Origin of the sequence: Pseudomonas sp. NBRC 100443 (genome assembly GCF_030268185.1) — a bacterium.
GTDB lineage: Bacteria > Pseudomonadota > Gammaproteobacteria > Pseudomonadales > Pseudomonadaceae > Pseudomonas > Pseudomonas citronellolis.
In genome coordinates, this window is the sequence record NZ_BSQE01000031.1 from 1 (window position 1) to 14,345 (window position 14,345).

The following is a 14,345-nucleotide window of genomic DNA, read 5'->3' on the forward strand; positions in this document are numbered from 1 at the left end:
GTTGGCCAGAAGCCCGACGTGGCTTCCTCGAACAGGCCTAATACATAGATGCAGTCGGGTTTTCATGTTCAAAAGCGGGTTGACGGTGGGGGTGAGTCCATACATAGGAGCGGGCCCTGCCCGCGATGGGGGCTACCCGGCGGCATCGGCGTCTTGGATTGACGCCGCTCCCTCTCCCCAACCCTCGGCTGCACGCCCGGCCCTCAAGGGAGAGGGGGTCGTTCGGCGTTGTCCTGAACCATTGGTTCGCGAGCAAAAACAGAAGGCCCCGGTTCCTCACGAAACCGGGGCCTTCGTTCAAGCGCAAAACCGCGCCGTTACTGGCGCATCCCCCGCCCGCTCACCAGCAGGCGGATGCAGAAGAAGTACAGGATCACCGTCGCCACCAGCATGAAGATCAGCGCCGTGCCGATCTGGATGTCCGACACCCCGAGGATGCCGTAGCGGAAGGCGTTGACCATGTGCAGGATGGGGTTGGCCAGCGATACCGTCTGCCAGAACTCCGGCAGCATGTGGATGGAGTAGAACACCCCGCCCAGGTAGGTCAGCGGCGTCAGCACGAAGGTCGGGATGATCGAGATATCGTCGAAGTTGCGCGCGTACACCGCGTTGACGAAGCCGCCCATGGAGAAGATGGTGGCCGTCAGCACCACCACCAGCACGGTGATGCCCAGGTGGTGCACCTGCAGCTTGGTGAAGAACAGCGACAGCGCCGTGACGATGACGCCCACCGCCAGCCCGCGCAGCACACCGCCCACGGTGTAGCCGAGGAGGATGGTGTGCGGCGACACCGGCGACACCAGCAGCTCCTCGATGGAGCGCTGGAACTTGCTGCCGAAGAAGCTCGACACCACGTTGCCGTAGGCGTTGGTGATCACCGACATCATGATCAGCCCCGGCACTATGTACTGCATGTAGCTGAAGCCGCCCATGCCGCCGATCTGCCGGCCGATCAGGTTGCCGAAGATGACGAAGTACAGAACCATGGTGATCGCCGGGGGCAGCAGGGTCTGCGGCCAGATGCGGGTGAAGCGGCGGACTTCGCGGTAGACGATGGTGTTCAGGGCCACCCAGTTGGCGCGCAGCTCGCTCATACCGCCACCTTCGACAGGTTCTTCTCGACCAGCGACACGAACAGCTCCTCCAGACGGTTGGTCTTGTTGCGCAGGCTCAGCACCTCGATGCCCTGCCCGTTCAGCTGGGCGAACAGGCCGTTGATGCCGGCCGCCTTGTCCACCTGCACCTCCAGGGTGTGGTCGTCCAGCAGCCGCGCAGGGTAGCCGGGCAGTTGCGGGAGCTGGGCCACGGCGCCCTTGAGGTCGAGCACGAAGGTCTCCACGTGCAGCTGGGTCAGCAGCTTGCGCATGCTCGTGTTCTCGACGATGGTGCCGTGGTCGATGATCGCGATGTTGCGGCAGAGCTGCTCGGCCTCCTCCAGGTAGTGGGTGGTGAGGATGATGCTGATGCCCTGCTGGTTCAGTTCGGTGAGGAAGTTCCACATCGAGCGGCGCAGCTCGATGTCCACCCCGGCGGTGGGCTCGTCGAGGATCAGCAGGCGCGGCTCGTGGATCAGCGCGCGGGCGATCATCAGCCGGCGCTTCATGCCGCCGGAAAGCTCGCGCGAGGCCGAGTTGCGCTTGTCCCACAGGCCCAGCTGGTTGAGGTACTTCTCGGCGCGCTCCTTGGCGATCTTCGCCGGGATGCCGTAGTAGCCGGCCTGGGTCACGACGATGTCGAAGACCTTCTCGAACTGGTTGAAGTTGAACTCCTGGGGCACCACGCCCAGGCAGCGCTTGACCTTCAGCGGCTCGCGGTCGAGGTCGTGGCCGAACACAGTGACCGTGCCGCTGGTCTTGTTCACCAGGGTGGAAAGGATGCCGATGGTGGTGGACTTGCCGGCGCCGTTGGGGCCGAGCAGGGCGAAGAAATCGCCCTCGGCGACGTCCAGGTCGATGCCCTTGAGGGCCTGGAAACCGTTGCCGTAGGTTTTCGTCAGTTGACGGAGGGTAAGCGCGGAACTCATGGAATTTCCCGTGGCTGGGCGGCGCATGAAAATGGAACAGCTAGATAAGGGCCCGCGCCGGCAAATGCAACCTTCGCCGGCGCCGCGGGCGGTTCAGGTCAGCTCGGTCATCACCGCGCTGCGGTAGGCCGGGCGCTCGCGCAGGCGGGCATACCAGGCCTCCAGGTGCGGCATCGGCGGGCGCTGGATGGGCATCTCGAACCAGGCGTAGATGAAGCTGCCCAGGGGGATGTCGCCCATGCCGAAGCGCTCGCCGGACAAGTATGGCTGGCGCCCCAGGGCCTGCTCGGGCACCGCCAGGGCCGTCACGCAGGCCTCGATGCCGGCGGCGATGGCCGCTTCGTCACGCTGCTCCGGCGGGGTGCGCAGGGTACCCCAGAACACCGTGCGGAAGGGCCCGGCGAAGGTCGAGGTGGTCCAGTCCATCCACTTCTCGGCGCTGGCGCGCTGCTGCAGGTCCTGCGGGTAGAGGCTGTCGGGCGCGTACTTCGCCGCCAGGTAGCGGACGATGGCATTGGATTCCCAGAGCACGAAGTCGCCATCCTCCAGGGTCGGCACCACGCCGTTGGGGTTGAGCGCGCGGTAGGCCGGCTCGTTCACCACGCCGAAGGCGCCGCCGGCGTCGATGCGCTGGTAGGCCACCGCGGCCTCCTCGGCGCACCACAGCGCCTTGCGCACGTTGGACGAATTCTTGCGGCCCCAGATTTTCAGCATGGCGTGCAGCCTCTTCTTGTTCGGTGGGTGAACGCGGCCGCGGCAGGTCGGCCGGTGAACCCAAGCACCCTACCGGTCGGCGCGGCAAGAAGAAAGGCGTGCGGACTGATGATGACTATCGATTGCCTTCATGCTTCGGCGCTTCGGCCTGCATGTCGCCGGACAGCGGCGTGGGGCCGGCGTCGAACAGGCGCGCAGGTGGCCGAAGAACAGGTCCTCGGGGACGTCGGCGAACTGGCCGTGGTCGCACAGGTACTCCATGTGCCGCCGGCCGCCCTGGTCGAATTCGTGGAAGACGCTGTCCTGGCGCCCGTCGAATTCCAGCGGCAGCACGCCGAAGGCCTCGCACAGCTCGCGGTTGAAGGCCGGCGTGGCCTTGACCCAGCGGCCGTCGAGGAACAGCTCGGTGTAGCCGTGCATGGCGAACACCTCGCTGCGCAGCATCTCCACCATGCGCCCGCTGGCCAGGTGGTTCTTCACGTCGGCCAGGCCGATGCGCGCGGGGATGCCGCAATGCCGGGCGCAGGCCGCCAGCAGCGCGGCCTTGGGCACGCAGTAGGACTGCCCGGCCTGCAGCGCGTGGCTGGCCTTGAGCGTCTGCGCATCGAGGCTGAACACATAGGGGTTGTAGCGGATGCCGTCGCGCACCGCGTAGTACAGCGCCACCGCCTGCTCGCGCGGCTGCGGCGAGGCGCCACGGTGCCTTTGGGCGAACTCGACCACCGCGGGGTGGTCACTATCCAGGTAGCGGCCGGGTTCGAGGTAAGCCTGCATGGGGGAATCTCCTTCACGGTTCCGGCCAGTCTAAACAGCCCGTCCGCATGCCGTGGAGGACGATCCGGCCAAGCTCGCCGAGGAAGGCGCCAACACCCGGCTAAGCTGTGAGGGATCGCCCCGTCGTTCATCATGGAGGAAAGTGCATGTCGTTGCTCTGGTTGATCGTTCTCGTGCTCGGCGTCGCCTGGCTGGCCCACCGGCGCGTGGCGCCGGCCCCGGCGCTGGGCATAGTCGCCGTCTATCTCATCTTCATGGGCCTGTTCAGCCATGCCCACGGCTGGATGATCCTGCTCTGGCTGCCCTGGCTGGCGGTGGCCGCCGCCCTGGCCCTGCCCGACCTGCGCCGCAAGCTGTTCAGCGGCCCGCTGTACGCCTGGTTCAAACAGGTGCTGCCGCCGATGTCCGACACCGAGCGCGAGGCCATCGAGGCCGGCACAGTGTGGTGGGACGGCGACCTGTTCAGCGGCCGCCCGGACTGGAGCAAGCTACTGGGCGCCCCGGCGCCGCAGCTCACCGAGGAGGAGCAGGCCTTCATCGACGGCCCCACCGAGCAGCTCTGCGCCATGGTCGACGACTGGGACATTTCCCGGCGCATGGACCTGCCGGAGGAAGCCTGGGCCTTCATCAAGGAACAGGGCTTCTTCGGCCTGATCATCCCCAGGGAGTACGGCGGCAAGGGCTTCTCCGCCTTCGCCCACTCCCAGGTGGTGATGAAGCTGGCCAGCCGCAGCGGCGACCTGGCCTCCACCGTGATGGTGCCCAACTCCCTGGGCCCGGCCGAGCTGCTGCTGCACTACGGCACCGACGAGCAGCGCCAGCGCTACCTGCCGGGCCTGGCGCGCGGCGAGGAAATCCCCTGCTTCGGCCTAACCAGCCCGCAGGCCGGCTCCGACGCCGGTGGCATGACCGACATCGGCATCGTCTGCAAGGGCCAGTGGCAGGGCGAGGAAGTGCTCGGCCTGCGCCTGACCTGGGAGAAGCGCTACATCACCCTGGGCCCGGTGGCCACCCTGCTCGGCCTGGCCTTCAAGTGCCACGACCCGGACCACCTGCTGGGCGGCGAGGAAGACCTGGGCATCACCCTGGCCCTGGTGCCCACCGACACTCCCGGAGTGGAGATCGGCCGGCGCCACGTGCCCCTGGGCGCGGCCTTCATGAACGGGCCGAACTCGGGCAAGGACGTGTTCCTGCCGCTGGACTGCATCATTGGCGGCCAGGCGATGATCGGCAAAGGCTGGATGATGCTGATGAACTGCCTGTCGGTGGGCCGCTCCATCTCCCTGCCGGCGGTGGGCACCAGCGCGGCCAAGGGCTGCAGCTACAGCAGCGGGCGCTACGCGCAGATCCGCGAGCAGTTCAACGTGCCCATCGGCGCCTTCGAGGGCATCCAGGAAGCCCTCGGGCGCATCGGCGGCAACGCCTGGATGATGGACTGCGCGCGCATCCTCACCGCCCACGCGGTGGACCTGGGCGAGAAACCCTCGGTACTCTCGGCCATCCTCAAGTACCACCTCACCGAGCGCGGCCGCGAATGCATCAGCCACGCCATGGACATCCACGGCGGCAAGGGCATCATCCTCGGCCCGCGCAACTACCTGGGCCGCGCCTGGCAGACGGCGCCGATCTTCATCACCGTGGAAGGCGCCAACATCCTCTCGCGCAACCTGATGATCTTCGGCCAGGGCGCCATCCGCTGCCATCCCTTCGTGCTCAGGGAGATGGCCCTGGCCCAGCAGGAAGACCAGGGCCACGCCGCCCACGAGTTCGACCGCCTGCTGCTGCGGCACATCGGCTTCGCGGTGAGCAACGCCGCCAGCAGCCTGCTGCTGGGCCTGGGCTTCGGCCGCTTCGACCACGTGCCCGGCGACCGCCTGACGCGCCCCTACTTCCGCGCGGTGAACCGCCTGGCGGCCAGCTTCGCCATGCTCGCCGACTTCAGCATGATGCTGCTGGGCGGCGAGCTGAAGCGCAAGGAACGCCTCTCGGCGCGCCTGGGCGATGCCCTCAGCCACCTCTACCTGGCCTCGGCGGCGCTCAAGCGCTACCACGACCTGAACCATGCCGAGTACCTGCAACCGCTGCTGCGCTGGGCCCTGGAGGAAAACCTGGCGAAGGCCGAGGAGGCCCTGGCCGCCCTGCTGGAGAACTTCCCCAACCGCTGCGTCGGCTGCCTGCTCAAGCTCCTGGTGTTCCCCCTGGGCCGCCGCCACAAGGGCCCGAGCGACGCGCTGGACGCGGAGATCGCCGGCATCCTCGGCCGCCCGCTGGACGACCCGGCGCTGCAGGCGATCCTCTACGGCGCCTTCCTGCCCACGGCGCAAGACGACCCGCTGGCCGACCTGGAGCGCGCCCTCACCGCCCTGCGCGAGGTAGCGCCCCTGCAGAAACAGCTGCACAAGGCGCTCAAGGAAGGCAAGGTGCGCCCGGCGCCCGGCCAGTCGCCGATCGACGCCGCGGTGGCCGCGCGGGTGCTGGACGAAGACCAGGGCCAGCAGCTGCACGCCGCGGAGAAGGCCCGGCGCCAGGTGATCGACGTCGACGACTTCGCCAAGGAGGAACTCGGCCAGCCCGGCAAGGTCTGACCACCCAGAACCCTTCCCTACCCCATGAAGGGAGCAGTACGCCAAGGGCGCCGACACGGCGCCCTTGGCGTTTTCGCCCCGGGGGCTGCCAGTGCCGGCGGATGGGTGCACACTGGCAGGCAAAGGCAACCGGGAGAACGCCCATGCGCATCCTGCCCATCCTCCTCGTCGGCCTGGCCCTGGCAACCACGGCGCAGGCCGATTCCTGGCTCTACCCGAGCCGCAACAGCCCGCCACCGGCGCCGCTGGTCGACCTGGACGCGCAACAGCAGCAGATCGACAGCCTGCAGCGCCAGGCCGAACAACGCCGCGCGCAGCAGCAGGACCAGCGCCTGCAATACGAGGACCAGCGCCTGCAGCTCAAGCAGCAACAGCTCAAGGACCAGCAGCAGGCCCTGGACCGCCAGCGCCAGCAACAGCGCCTGCAGGACCAGACCATCGAGCGCCAGCGCACCGACCTGCAGCAGTTCCGCCTGCAGCAGCAACAGCAGCAGCTCGACATGCAGCGGCGGATGATCGACAACCAGCGCCGGCAGACGCAATCGCGGCCGCTGCGTTGAACCCCGCCGCGCGGCTGGGGGCGGCGAAACCCTATATACTCCGCCCCCGTTTCAGCCGTTTCCGCAGAGGACCCCACCATGGCCAGCGCCTACCTTGACCACCACCTCGCCCTGCTGCAGCACCTGCGCATGATCCTCGGCGCCCTGGGCGAAGCCGAGCAGGTCCCGGAGGAGAACCACGGCCTGTTCCTCGAACGCTTCGACGAACTGCTGCAGGAACTGCCGCGCGACCCGGTGGGCGCCCAGTACCTGGGCCAGGACCTGATTTCCCAGACCTTCCACCGCTACCCGCAGATCGCCCACCTGGTGCCGCGCGACCTGCTGTGGTTCTTCGGCGGCGACTGCCTGCACTTCATGCCCGACGAAGAGATCGACCTGTACCAGCAACTGGACGAACGCCGCTTCGCCGCCGAGGAAAACGGCGAGCCCTTCGACTGGAACAAGGAAAAGGCTTTGCTGGCGTTGCCGGAAGACTCGGCCAAGCATTGAGCCGACGCAATCGCGGATACGGGGATACCGCGTAGGGCGCATAACGCCTACGGCGTTATCCGCCGTTTGGCCTCGGCCCCCGGCGGCTCCGGGGTTGGCCTGGGCATTGGCAGGGAAGCACGATCGTAGGAGCAACTGTCTTGCGCCGAGGTGCTCTTCGTAGGATGGGTTGAGCTTGCGAAACCCATGCTGTTGCGGCGATGGGTATCGCTTCGCTCAACGCCATCCTACGAAAAGCCGTGCTTCCTGGAACCGTAGGAGGACTGCGTCCGCGATCCGGCCGTCAGGCCGCCCTACCCCTCCTCCGGCACCCGTATCCGGTGGCAATCCTTGATCTCCCGCAGCGCCAGGGTCGACTGGATCGACGCGATGCCCGGCTGCTTGCGCAGCACCTTCTCGACGAACTCCGCATAGGCGTCCAGGTCCTTCTCCAGCACCTGCAGGAGAAAGTCCGCATCGCCGGTGATCTTATGGCAGGCCAGCACCTCCGGCAGGTCGCGCACGGTCGCCTCGAAGCGGTCCGAGGCATCGTCGGAATGGGCGGCGAAGCGCACGTGGACGAACGCCAGGATGTCCAGGCCCAGGCGCCGACGGTCGAGGTTGGCCTGGTAGTCGCGGATGTAGCCTTCCTCCTCCAGGCGCTTGCGCCGCCGCCAGCAGGGCGTGACGCTCAGCGCCAGGCGCTCGCTCAGCTCGGCGTTGGACAGGCTGGCGTCGTCCTGCAACAGGCGCAGCATCGCCAGGTCGGTGGCATCCAGGTCGGCCACGCTGGAATTTCTTTTCTTCATTCCTCTCATCCTGAGTCTGTCTTTGCGCAGAAGCCTAGCCCATGCAGTCAGAAAGCACAGTTATTCCCGGCCAGCGGCATAGACTGACCCCAGGCGCCCGATGAACGCGCGGCGCTCCCACTCAGGAGGATGGCAGCATGACCCGTTATCTGGATGTGCAGGACGTTGGCCGACTGCTCGGCGAGGTCGGCCCGGGCGCGGCCATCCGCGCCATGGCCGGCTACATCGAGGCCGACTACCGACGCTGGGATGAATTCACCAAGTGCGCCCGCGTCGCCAACCACTCCGCCCTCGGCGTGATCGAACTGATGCCCGCCGACGACGGCAAGCTGTATGCCTTCAAGTACGTCAACGGCCACCCGAAGAACCACCGCGTCGACCTGCCCACGGTGATGGCCTTCGGCGTGCTGGCCACGGTGGACAGCGGCTACCCGCTGCTGCTCGGCGAACTGACGCTGACCACCGCCGTGCGCACCGCCGCCACCTCGGCGCTGTTCGCCGGCTGCCTGGCCCGCCCCGACGCCCGCCGCATGGCGCTGATCGGCAACGGCGCGCAGAGCGAGTTCCAGGCCATCGCCTTCCACGAGCTGCTGGGCATCGAGGAAATCCGCCTGTTCGACATCGACCCGGCGGCCATCGCCAAGCTGCAGCGCAACCTCGCCGGCCTCCCCGGCCTGAAGCTGGTGGTGGCGGACTCGGTGCGTGAAGCGGTGCGCGGCGCCGATATCGTCACCACGGTCACCGCCGACAAGACCAACGCCACCATCCTCACGGCCGACATGCTCGAACCGGGCATGCACATCAACGCCGTGGGCGGCGACTGCCCGGGCAAGACCGAACTGCAGGCCGAAGTGCTGGAGCGCGCGCGGGTGATAGTCGAGTTCGAACCGCAGACCCGCATCGAAGGCGACATCCAGCAGATGCCGGCGGACTTCCCGGTGATCGAGTTCCAACGCATCCTCGCCGGCGCCGCCGAGGGCCGGCAGAACGCCGAGCAGATCACCGTGTTCGACTCGGTGGGCTTCGCCCTGGAAGACTTCTCCGCCCTGCGCTGGCTGCACGACGCGGCGCGCGAACGCGGCATCGGCCGCGACATCGAGCTGGTTCCACGGCCGCAGGACCCGAAGGACCTGTTCGGCCTGGTCCGGCAGCCTCAGGGCCAGGCGCTGCGTGCCGTGCGCTGAGCCTGGCGCGCCAGGGCAAGGGCCGGCTCACTCCAGCACGCTGAACTCGATGCGCTGGTTGCGCGCCCGGCCCGCCTCGGTGGCGTTGCTGAAGAGCGGCTGGCTGCGCCCGTAGCCCTTGGCCTGCAGACGGTCGGGCGCCACGCCCAGCTCTACCAGGCGCGCCACCACGGCCTCGGCCCGAACGCGGGAGGCCTGCTGGCTGCTCTGCGAATCGTCGCTGTCGTCGGTGTGCCCGCCCACTTCCACGAGGGTGCCCGGCGGCGCCTGGCGGATGGCTTCGGCGGCTTCGGCCAGCACCTCGTCGCTGTCGCGGCTGATGGTGCTCGAGCGGTTGTCGAAGCGAATCCCCAACTGGGTCAGGGCATCGGCCAGTTGCCGGGCGCCGGAGCCCGGCGGCAGGCCGTTGAGGGCGGCCAGGGTGCGGTTCCACAGCCCCAGGAATTCGAAGCCGCCGAAGGTCTCGCGCAATTTCTGCGACAGCTCGATGCGCTGCCCCTGGCTCAGCGCGGTGGAATCCATGCGGATGCGCTCGCCGTTGAAGCCCAGCTTGAGCCCCTCGACCTTCAGTTCCGGCAGCAGCTCCAGCAGTCCGTCGAGCCAGGCCGCGGGGCTGGTTTGCCGCTTGACCAGGATGTCGCCCCGCAGGCGCTCCGCGCCGAAGACCTCCTTCAGCCGCCCCAGCAGCGCCGCGCGCTCGTCGATGCTGGTGAGCTGGCCGTTGATGCGCACCTTGCCCTCGCGCAGTTCGAGCATGAAGCGCGGCGCCTCCAGCACCGGGCTGGCCTCGGGCTGCGGAGCCACCTCCACGGCTGCCGCCACCCGCGCCTGGGCCACGGGCGCGGACGAGCAATGGCGGAACGACAGCACCATGGTGAGCAGCGACAGCACCAGCAGCGCGCCCAACCAGGGCGCCAGCCCACGCTTCGCCTCCGGTCGCGGCCCGGCCGGCTCGCCGATCGCCTCCGGCCGCAGCGCCGGCAGCAATTCGGCGGTGTCGGCCATCAGCACAGTCAGCCCCTCGGCTCCGGCCTGCGCCGCGCCACCGGCAGCGTCCAGCCCGGCCAGCAGTTCCGGCAGGCAGGCGGCGACCGCCTCCTCCAGCCCCTCGTCGGACAGCCCCAGCTGCCGGGCGAAGCGGCCCAGCGTCTCGGCGTCGAACACCTGCTCCAGCTGGGCGCGGTCGGGCGCCTGCGCAGGGGGGCCACCCTGCAGCCAGGCGCCCAGTCCCTGCCGGCGCAGGTGCTGGACGAAACCGGCCCAGCCGCCGCGCTGCTCGTCGAGCACCAGGTGAGCCAGCAGGCCCAGGAGCTTCCCGGCGTTTTCCGGCGCCAGGCCGAAGCGGCGGACGAGCGTCTCCAGGAGCCGCCCAATGAAATCGTCATACATATGAAGAACTACTCGGAGAATATCCATCGACCCGTGCCAGGCATTGCGGCCACACGGTCCCTGCAATGCTGCCCAGGCGCCGATGCGCGCCGGGGAAGCCGGCGCTATCAGAGCAAATCCCCCCGGCGGACCAAATAAGGGCAATCCGAATTCGCTGCCCGGCGCCGGCATTGCCCGGGGGCGAGGAAACGTCTCACCGGCGCCCGCGCCTGCGCCTTATTCCACCGGCCGGGCAAGCCTTGCCAAGCTGGCCGGAACACTTCGCCAAGGCGCTATCGCAGGACCTCCCCATGCCGCACCTCCCACCGATGACCACCAGCCATGGAGGGCTGCGGCTGCGCTCGGGCAGCATCCTCGCCCTGCTGCTGGTGCTGCTGGCGAGCCTGGCGCCCAGCAGCCAGGGCCAGAGCCAGGGCGGGCAGCGGACGGCGAAGGTCGAGGTGGAAAGCTTCGTGCGCCGGCTGTACGGCGACGAAGGCCCCGGGGCGCTGTCCGGCGATATCGGCGAGGCGCGCGCCCGGCGCTGGCTGAGCCCGGCGCTGGCGCGGGCGCTGAAGGCCTACCGCGCCGCCCGCCACGAAGGCGCGGGGCTGCTGGAGAACGACCCGCTCTGCGTCTGCCGGCGTTCGCCTGGCCTGGAACTGGAGCAACTGCACGTCAGCCTGGCCGGCGAGGGCCGGGCCACGGCCAGGGTGATCCTGGTGCACGAGCAGTGGCGCCGCGGCGTGCTGCTGCGCCTGGTCAGGCGCGGGGGAGCCTGGCGCCTGGACGACCTCGCGCAACCGGCCATGCCCAGCCTGCGCCAGGCGCTGGAGCGGGAAACGCGGGGCAGCGAGCCGGCGCCTGCGGATAAGCGAGGGGACGGAAACGCAAAAAGGCTGCCCTGAGGCAGCCTTTTTGTGTGGATCACCGCGAGGGGCGATCCGGATTGGAGCGGGAAACGAGACTCGAACTCGCGACCCCGACCTTGGCAAGGTCGTGCTCTACCAACTGAGCTATTCCCGCATCAACTTGTTGCAACCTCCGGCTTTCGACCGGAGGGTAACGCCATTTCGCTTTCCGTTCACCGCCGGGGCGATGACCGAGAATTTGGAGCGGGAAACGAGACTCGAACTCGCGACCCCGACCTTGGCAAGGTCGTGCTCTACCAACTGAGCTATTCCCGCAATGGCGTCCCCTAGGGGACTCGAACCCCTGTTACCGCCGTGAAAGGGCGGTGTCCTAGGCCACTAGACGAAGGGGACGCGGCCCGGAACTTACAACATTCTTTCCGGCTTCTTCGCTCTGCCTTTCGGCTTTCGCGTCGAAGTGGCGCGCATTCTATGGAGCCTTTGGAGGGGCGTCAACCCTTCCGGAAAAATTTTTTTAAATCAAAGACTTCTGGTCAAATTTTGCGCCGCCGCTATGACCGGTGTCAGCGAGCCATTACACTCGGGAAAAATCCTTCAGGGAGTTTCCAAGGTGTCGCCACTCGTCATCACCGCCCTGGTCGTCGCCGGCATCGTCATTCTGATCGCCATCGTCTTCATCAACCAGCAGCTGGAAAACCGTAAGCTGGAGAAGGCCCGGGAGAAAGCCGACCTGCAGGATCGCTTCCGCCGCTGCGGCGCCATCGCCGAGAGCCTGCCCGGCCAGTTCATCTCCGCGGACCTCAAGCTGCTGCTCAGCCGTTTCGAACTCGCCCTGGGCGAACGCCTGCTCAAGCTGGAAAAGACGCCCCAGGTCGCCGAGCGCGTCGCCGAACTCAACCGTCTGGTAAGCCAGGGCAGCGCCATGGAAGTGCGCAACGCCCCGCAGTTGATCCTCACCGAAGCCAAGGCCAAGGAAGTCCGCTTCCTTTTCGAGGGCCTGCACGCCCAGATCAACCGCTTCGCCCAGGACGGCCTGCTTCCGCGCAACGACGCCCAGCGCTGGCTGAAGGAAATCCGCCACCTGCTCACCCAGCTGCATATAGAGTTCTTCACCAACATCGGCCAGCAGGCGCTGCAGCAGGGCCAGCCCCGCCAGGCCCGCCTGGCCTTCGAGCGCGGCGTGCAGTACCTGCAGAAGCAGGCCGACCTCGGCCGCTACCAGGCCCAGCTGAAGCAACTGGAACAACAGCTCGAACGCGCCAACGCCCTGGTCCTGGAAAGCAGCAAGCCCTCCGCCGAGGAAAACACCGAGCTGACCGAAGGCCTGAAGGCGCTGGACGAAGACGACATCTGGAAGAAGAAGAATCTCTACGACTGAGGAGACCCGCATGAGCCTGACCCTCTACGGCGCCGCTCTATCCCCCTTCGTCCGCAAGGTTCGCCTGTGCCTGGCGGAGAAGGGCCTGGACTACCAGCTGGAGAACGTCGACCCGTTCAACCAGCCGGACTGGTACGCCGACCTCAACCCGCTGCGACGCATCCCCGCCCTGCGCGACGGCGACGTCACCCTGGCCGACTCCAGCGTCATCTGCCACTACCTGGACGACCGCGATCCCCAGGCCACGCCCCTGTGCGGCGGCAATGCCCTGGCCCGCGCGCGGATCAGCTGGCTGGAAAAATACGCCGACTACGAAGTGGCGCCCCTGGCCACCTTCACGGTGTTCCGCAACCGCCTGCTCAAGCCGCTGCTGGGCAAGCCGTGCGACGAGGCGGCGGTAGAGGCCGCGCTGCAGGAGAAACTGCCGCCGCACTTCGACTACCTGGAAGGCTGCCTGGGCGGAGCCGAGTATTTCGTCGACGACCGCTTCAGCCTGGCGGACATCGCCGTGGCCAGCCAACTGGTGAACATGCGCCACGGCGGGGAAGTATTGGATGCCGGGCGCTGGCCGCGTCTGGCCGCGCACTTCCAGCGCATGCTGCAGCGCCCTGCCCTGCAGGCGCTTCTCGAGGGTGAACAGCGGGTCGTCGACAAGATCCGCGCACGCATCGCCCAGGCGCCGGCCTGAATAGAAAGACGCCTTCGGTCGGGGCACGGCGTACATCCCCGTAGCGGACCTTGTCCGCGATAGCCCGAGGTATCGGCGCGGTTCGCGGATGAGATCCGCTCCTACGCCGCCCCACCCGCGCCATTCCCTTGTAGGAGCGTGCCCTGCGCGCGATTTCGCGGGCAGGGCCCGCTCCTACAGGTGCGGGGAAACGCCGTGCCTCACGGAGCGCATAGGGGCACGGAATCGAGCGAGCAGGCCTGCGGCCCCCTCACCCTAACCCTCTCCCAGAGGGAGAGGGGACCGTTCGGAGTGCGTTGGTGTTTCGGCGTTAGCCGTCTAGCGCAGGGGTTGCCGGCTGAAACCAGGCCTTCTCTCGGCACGGACTGGCTCCCTCTCCCTCCGGGAGAGGACCGTTCGGCGTGCGTTGGTGTTTCGGCGTTAGCCGGCTAGCGCAGGGGTCGCCGGCTGGAACCAGGCTTCCTCTCGGCACGGACTAGCTCCTTCCCTCGGGAGAGGACCGTTCGGCGTGCATTGGTGTTTCGGCGTCAGCCGGCAAGCACAGGGATCGCCGGCTGAAACCAGGCCTCCTTTCGGCACGGACTGGCTCCCTCTCCCTCCGGGAGAGGGCTGGGGTGAGGGGAAAGCCCGAGCGCCGATGCCATTCCCCTGCGCGCGATTTCGCGGGCAGGGCCCGCTACAGGTGCGGGGGGAAACGCCGTGCCTCACGGAGCGCATAGGGGCACGGAATCGAGCGAGCAGGCCTGCGGCCCCCTCACCCTAACCCTCTCCCAGAGGGAGAGGGGACCGTTCGGAGTGCGTTGGTGTTTCGGCGTTAGCCGGCTAGCACAGGGATCGCCGGCTGAAACCAGGCCTCCTCTCGGCACGGACTGGCTCCCGCTCCCTCGGGAGAGGACCGTTCGGCGTGCGTTGGTATTTCGGC

The 14,345-nt window shown here is 67.8% G+C and carries 12 protein-coding genes, 3 tRNA genes and 1 pseudogene; 7 read left to right on the plus strand and 9 right to left on the minus strand.

Annotated elements, in window-relative coordinates; translation table 11 throughout:
• Nucleotides 1-317 precede the first annotated feature (317 nt).
• The 4 genes and pseudogenes from QSJ95_RS29105 to QSJ95_RS29120 all read right to left on the minus strand — a co-directional run bounded on the left by QSJ95_RS29105 (nt 318) and on the right by QSJ95_RS29120 (nt 3,511).
• A complete protein-coding gene (locus QSJ95_RS29105) occupies nt 318-1,094 on the minus strand; it encodes an ABC transporter permease (RefSeq protein WP_009618941.1) in 777 nt (258 codons plus the stop codon).
• A complete protein-coding gene (locus QSJ95_RS29110) occupies nt 1,091-2,023 on the minus strand; it encodes an ABC transporter ATP-binding protein (protein WP_009618940.1) in 933 nt (310 codons plus the stop codon). The genes QSJ95_RS29105 and QSJ95_RS29110 overlap by 4 nt, the downstream gene beginning before the upstream one ends.
• 93 nt (nt 2,024-2,116) lie before the next feature.
• A complete protein-coding gene (locus QSJ95_RS29115; protein WP_009618939.1) occupies nt 2,117-2,737 on the minus strand; it encodes a glutathione S-transferase family protein in 621 nt (206 codons plus the stop codon).
• Between the two features lie 115 nt (nt 2,738-2,852).
• A pseudogene (locus QSJ95_RS29120) lies at nt 2,853-3,511 on the minus strand (transglutaminase-like domain-containing protein).
• A 146-nt stretch (nt 3,512-3,657) separates the two neighbouring features.
• Between QSJ95_RS29120 and QSJ95_RS29125 the strand changes: the two are divergent.
• The 3 genes from QSJ95_RS29125 (at nt 3,658) to QSJ95_RS29135 (ending at nt 7,145) form a co-directional block, all read left to right on the plus strand.
• Nucleotides 3,658-6,096, plus strand: coding sequence for an acyl-CoA dehydrogenase (locus tag QSJ95_RS29125; RefSeq protein ID WP_285647117.1), 2,439 nt, complete (start codon nt 3,658-3,660; stop codon nt 6,094-6,096).
• Nucleotides 6,097-6,239: 143 nt separating this feature from the next.
• The gene (locus QSJ95_RS29130; RefSeq protein ID WP_285647119.1) at nt 6,240-6,656 is read left to right on the plus strand and encodes a PA2816 family glutamine-rich protein; all 417 of its coding nucleotides are present in this window, start codon (nt 6,240-6,242) and stop codon (nt 6,654-6,656) included.
• Nucleotides 6,657-6,734: 78 nt separating this feature from the next.
• The gene (locus tag QSJ95_RS29135) at nt 6,735-7,145 is read left to right on the plus strand and encodes a PA2817 family protein (RefSeq protein ID WP_043267118.1); all 411 of its coding nucleotides are present in this window, start codon (nt 6,735-6,737) and stop codon (nt 7,143-7,145) included.
• 293 nt (nt 7,146-7,438) lie between these two features.
• Here QSJ95_RS29135 and QSJ95_RS29140 read toward each other — a convergent pair whose 3' ends face one another.
• On the minus strand, nt 7,439-7,933 hold the full coding sequence (locus tag QSJ95_RS29140) for an Lrp/AsnC family transcriptional regulator (RefSeq protein WP_061561177.1): 495 nt from the start codon (nt 7,931-7,933) through the stop codon (nt 7,439-7,441).
• Between the two features lie 137 nt (nt 7,934-8,070).
• Between QSJ95_RS29140 and ocd the strand changes: the two genes are divergently transcribed.
• Nucleotides 8,071-9,117, plus strand: a complete 1,047-nt coding sequence (gene ocd, locus QSJ95_RS29145; protein ID WP_285647121.1) for an ornithine cyclodeaminase — start codon at nt 8,071-8,073, stop codon at nt 9,115-9,117.
• Nucleotides 9,118-9,144: 27 nt separating this feature from the next.
• Here the strand turns inward: ocd and QSJ95_RS29150 are convergent, their stop codons facing one another.
• Nucleotides 9,145-10,506, minus strand: coding sequence for an OmpA family protein (locus QSJ95_RS29150; RefSeq protein ID WP_285647123.1), 1,362 nt, complete (start codon nt 10,504-10,506; stop codon nt 9,145-9,147).
• Between the two features lie 290 nt (nt 10,507-10,796).
• On the opposite strand from QSJ95_RS29150, the gene QSJ95_RS29155 reads away from it, so the two are divergent.
• A complete protein-coding gene (locus QSJ95_RS29155; protein WP_009618910.1) occupies nt 10,797-11,393 on the plus strand; it encodes a hypothetical protein in 597 nt (198 codons plus the stop codon).
• Between the two features lie 42 nt (nt 11,394-11,435).
• Here QSJ95_RS29155 and QSJ95_RS29160 read toward each other — a convergent pair.
• The 3 genes from QSJ95_RS29160 to QSJ95_RS29170 all read right to left on the minus strand — a co-directional run bounded on the left by QSJ95_RS29160 (nt 11,436) and on the right by QSJ95_RS29170 (nt 11,750).
• Nucleotides 11,436-11,511: transfer RNA gene (locus tag QSJ95_RS29160), tRNA-Gly, on the minus strand.
• Between the two features lie 85 nt (nt 11,512-11,596).
• Nucleotides 11,597-11,672 (minus strand) — tRNA-Gly (locus QSJ95_RS29165).
• A 2-nt stretch (nt 11,673-11,674) separates the two neighbouring features.
• Nucleotides 11,675-11,750, minus strand: a tRNA-Glu gene (locus QSJ95_RS29170).
• Nucleotides 11,751-11,967: 217 nt separating this feature from the next.
• Here QSJ95_RS29170 and QSJ95_RS29175 point away from each other — a divergent pair.
• Complete coding sequence (locus QSJ95_RS29175; RefSeq protein ID WP_285647125.1) at nt 11,968-12,735, plus strand: hypothetical protein; 768 nt, start codon at nt 11,968-11,970, stop codon at nt 12,733-12,735.
• Nucleotides 12,736-12,745: 10 nt separating this feature from the next.
• The gene (locus tag QSJ95_RS29180) at nt 12,746-13,423 is read left to right on the plus strand and encodes a glutathione S-transferase family protein (RefSeq protein WP_009618908.1); all 678 of its coding nucleotides are present in this window, start codon (nt 12,746-12,748) and stop codon (nt 13,421-13,423) included.
• Nucleotides 13,424-14,345 lie beyond the last annotated feature (922 nt).

What these genes read in the sequence shown, in the direction of transcription:
- QSJ95_RS29125 (WP_285647117.1), top strand. Translation starts at nt 3,658, where the DNA reads ATGTCGTTGCTCTGGTTGATCGTTCTCGTGCTCGGCGTCGCCTGGCTG.
- QSJ95_RS29140 (WP_061561177.1), bottom strand. Translation starts at nt 7,933, where the DNA reads ATGAAGAAAAGAAATTCCAGCGTGGCCGACCTGGATGCCACCGACCTG.
- QSJ95_RS29135 (WP_043267118.1), top strand. Translation starts at nt 6,735, where the DNA reads ATGGCCAGCGCCTACCTTGACCACCACCTCGCCCTGCTGCAGCACCTG.
- QSJ95_RS29130 (WP_285647119.1), top strand. Translation starts at nt 6,240, where the DNA reads ATGCGCATCCTGCCCATCCTCCTCGTCGGCCTGGCCCTGGCAACCACG.
- ocd (WP_285647121.1), top strand. Translation starts at nt 8,071, where the DNA reads ATGACCCGTTATCTGGATGTGCAGGACGTTGGCCGACTGCTCGGCGAG.
- QSJ95_RS29180 (WP_009618908.1), top strand. Translation starts at nt 12,746, where the DNA reads ATGAGCCTGACCCTCTACGGCGCCGCTCTATCCCCCTTCGTCCGCAAG.
- QSJ95_RS29110 (WP_009618940.1), bottom strand. Translation starts at nt 2,023, where the DNA reads ATGAGTTCCGCGCTTACCCTCCGTCAACTGACGAAAACCTACGGCAAC.
- QSJ95_RS29105 (WP_009618941.1), bottom strand. Translation starts at nt 1,094, where the DNA reads ATGAGCGAGCTGCGCGCCAACTGGGTGGCCCTGAACACCATCGTCTAC.
- QSJ95_RS29150 (WP_285647123.1), bottom strand. Translation starts at nt 10,506, where the DNA reads ATGTATGACGATTTCATTGGGCGGCTCCTGGAGACGCTCGTCCGCCGC.
- QSJ95_RS29115 (WP_009618939.1), bottom strand. Translation starts at nt 2,737, where the DNA reads ATGCTGAAAATCTGGGGCCGCAAGAATTCGTCCAACGTGCGCAAGGCG.
- QSJ95_RS29155 (WP_009618910.1), top strand. Translation starts at nt 10,797, where the DNA reads ATGCCGCACCTCCCACCGATGACCACCAGCCATGGAGGGCTGCGGCTG.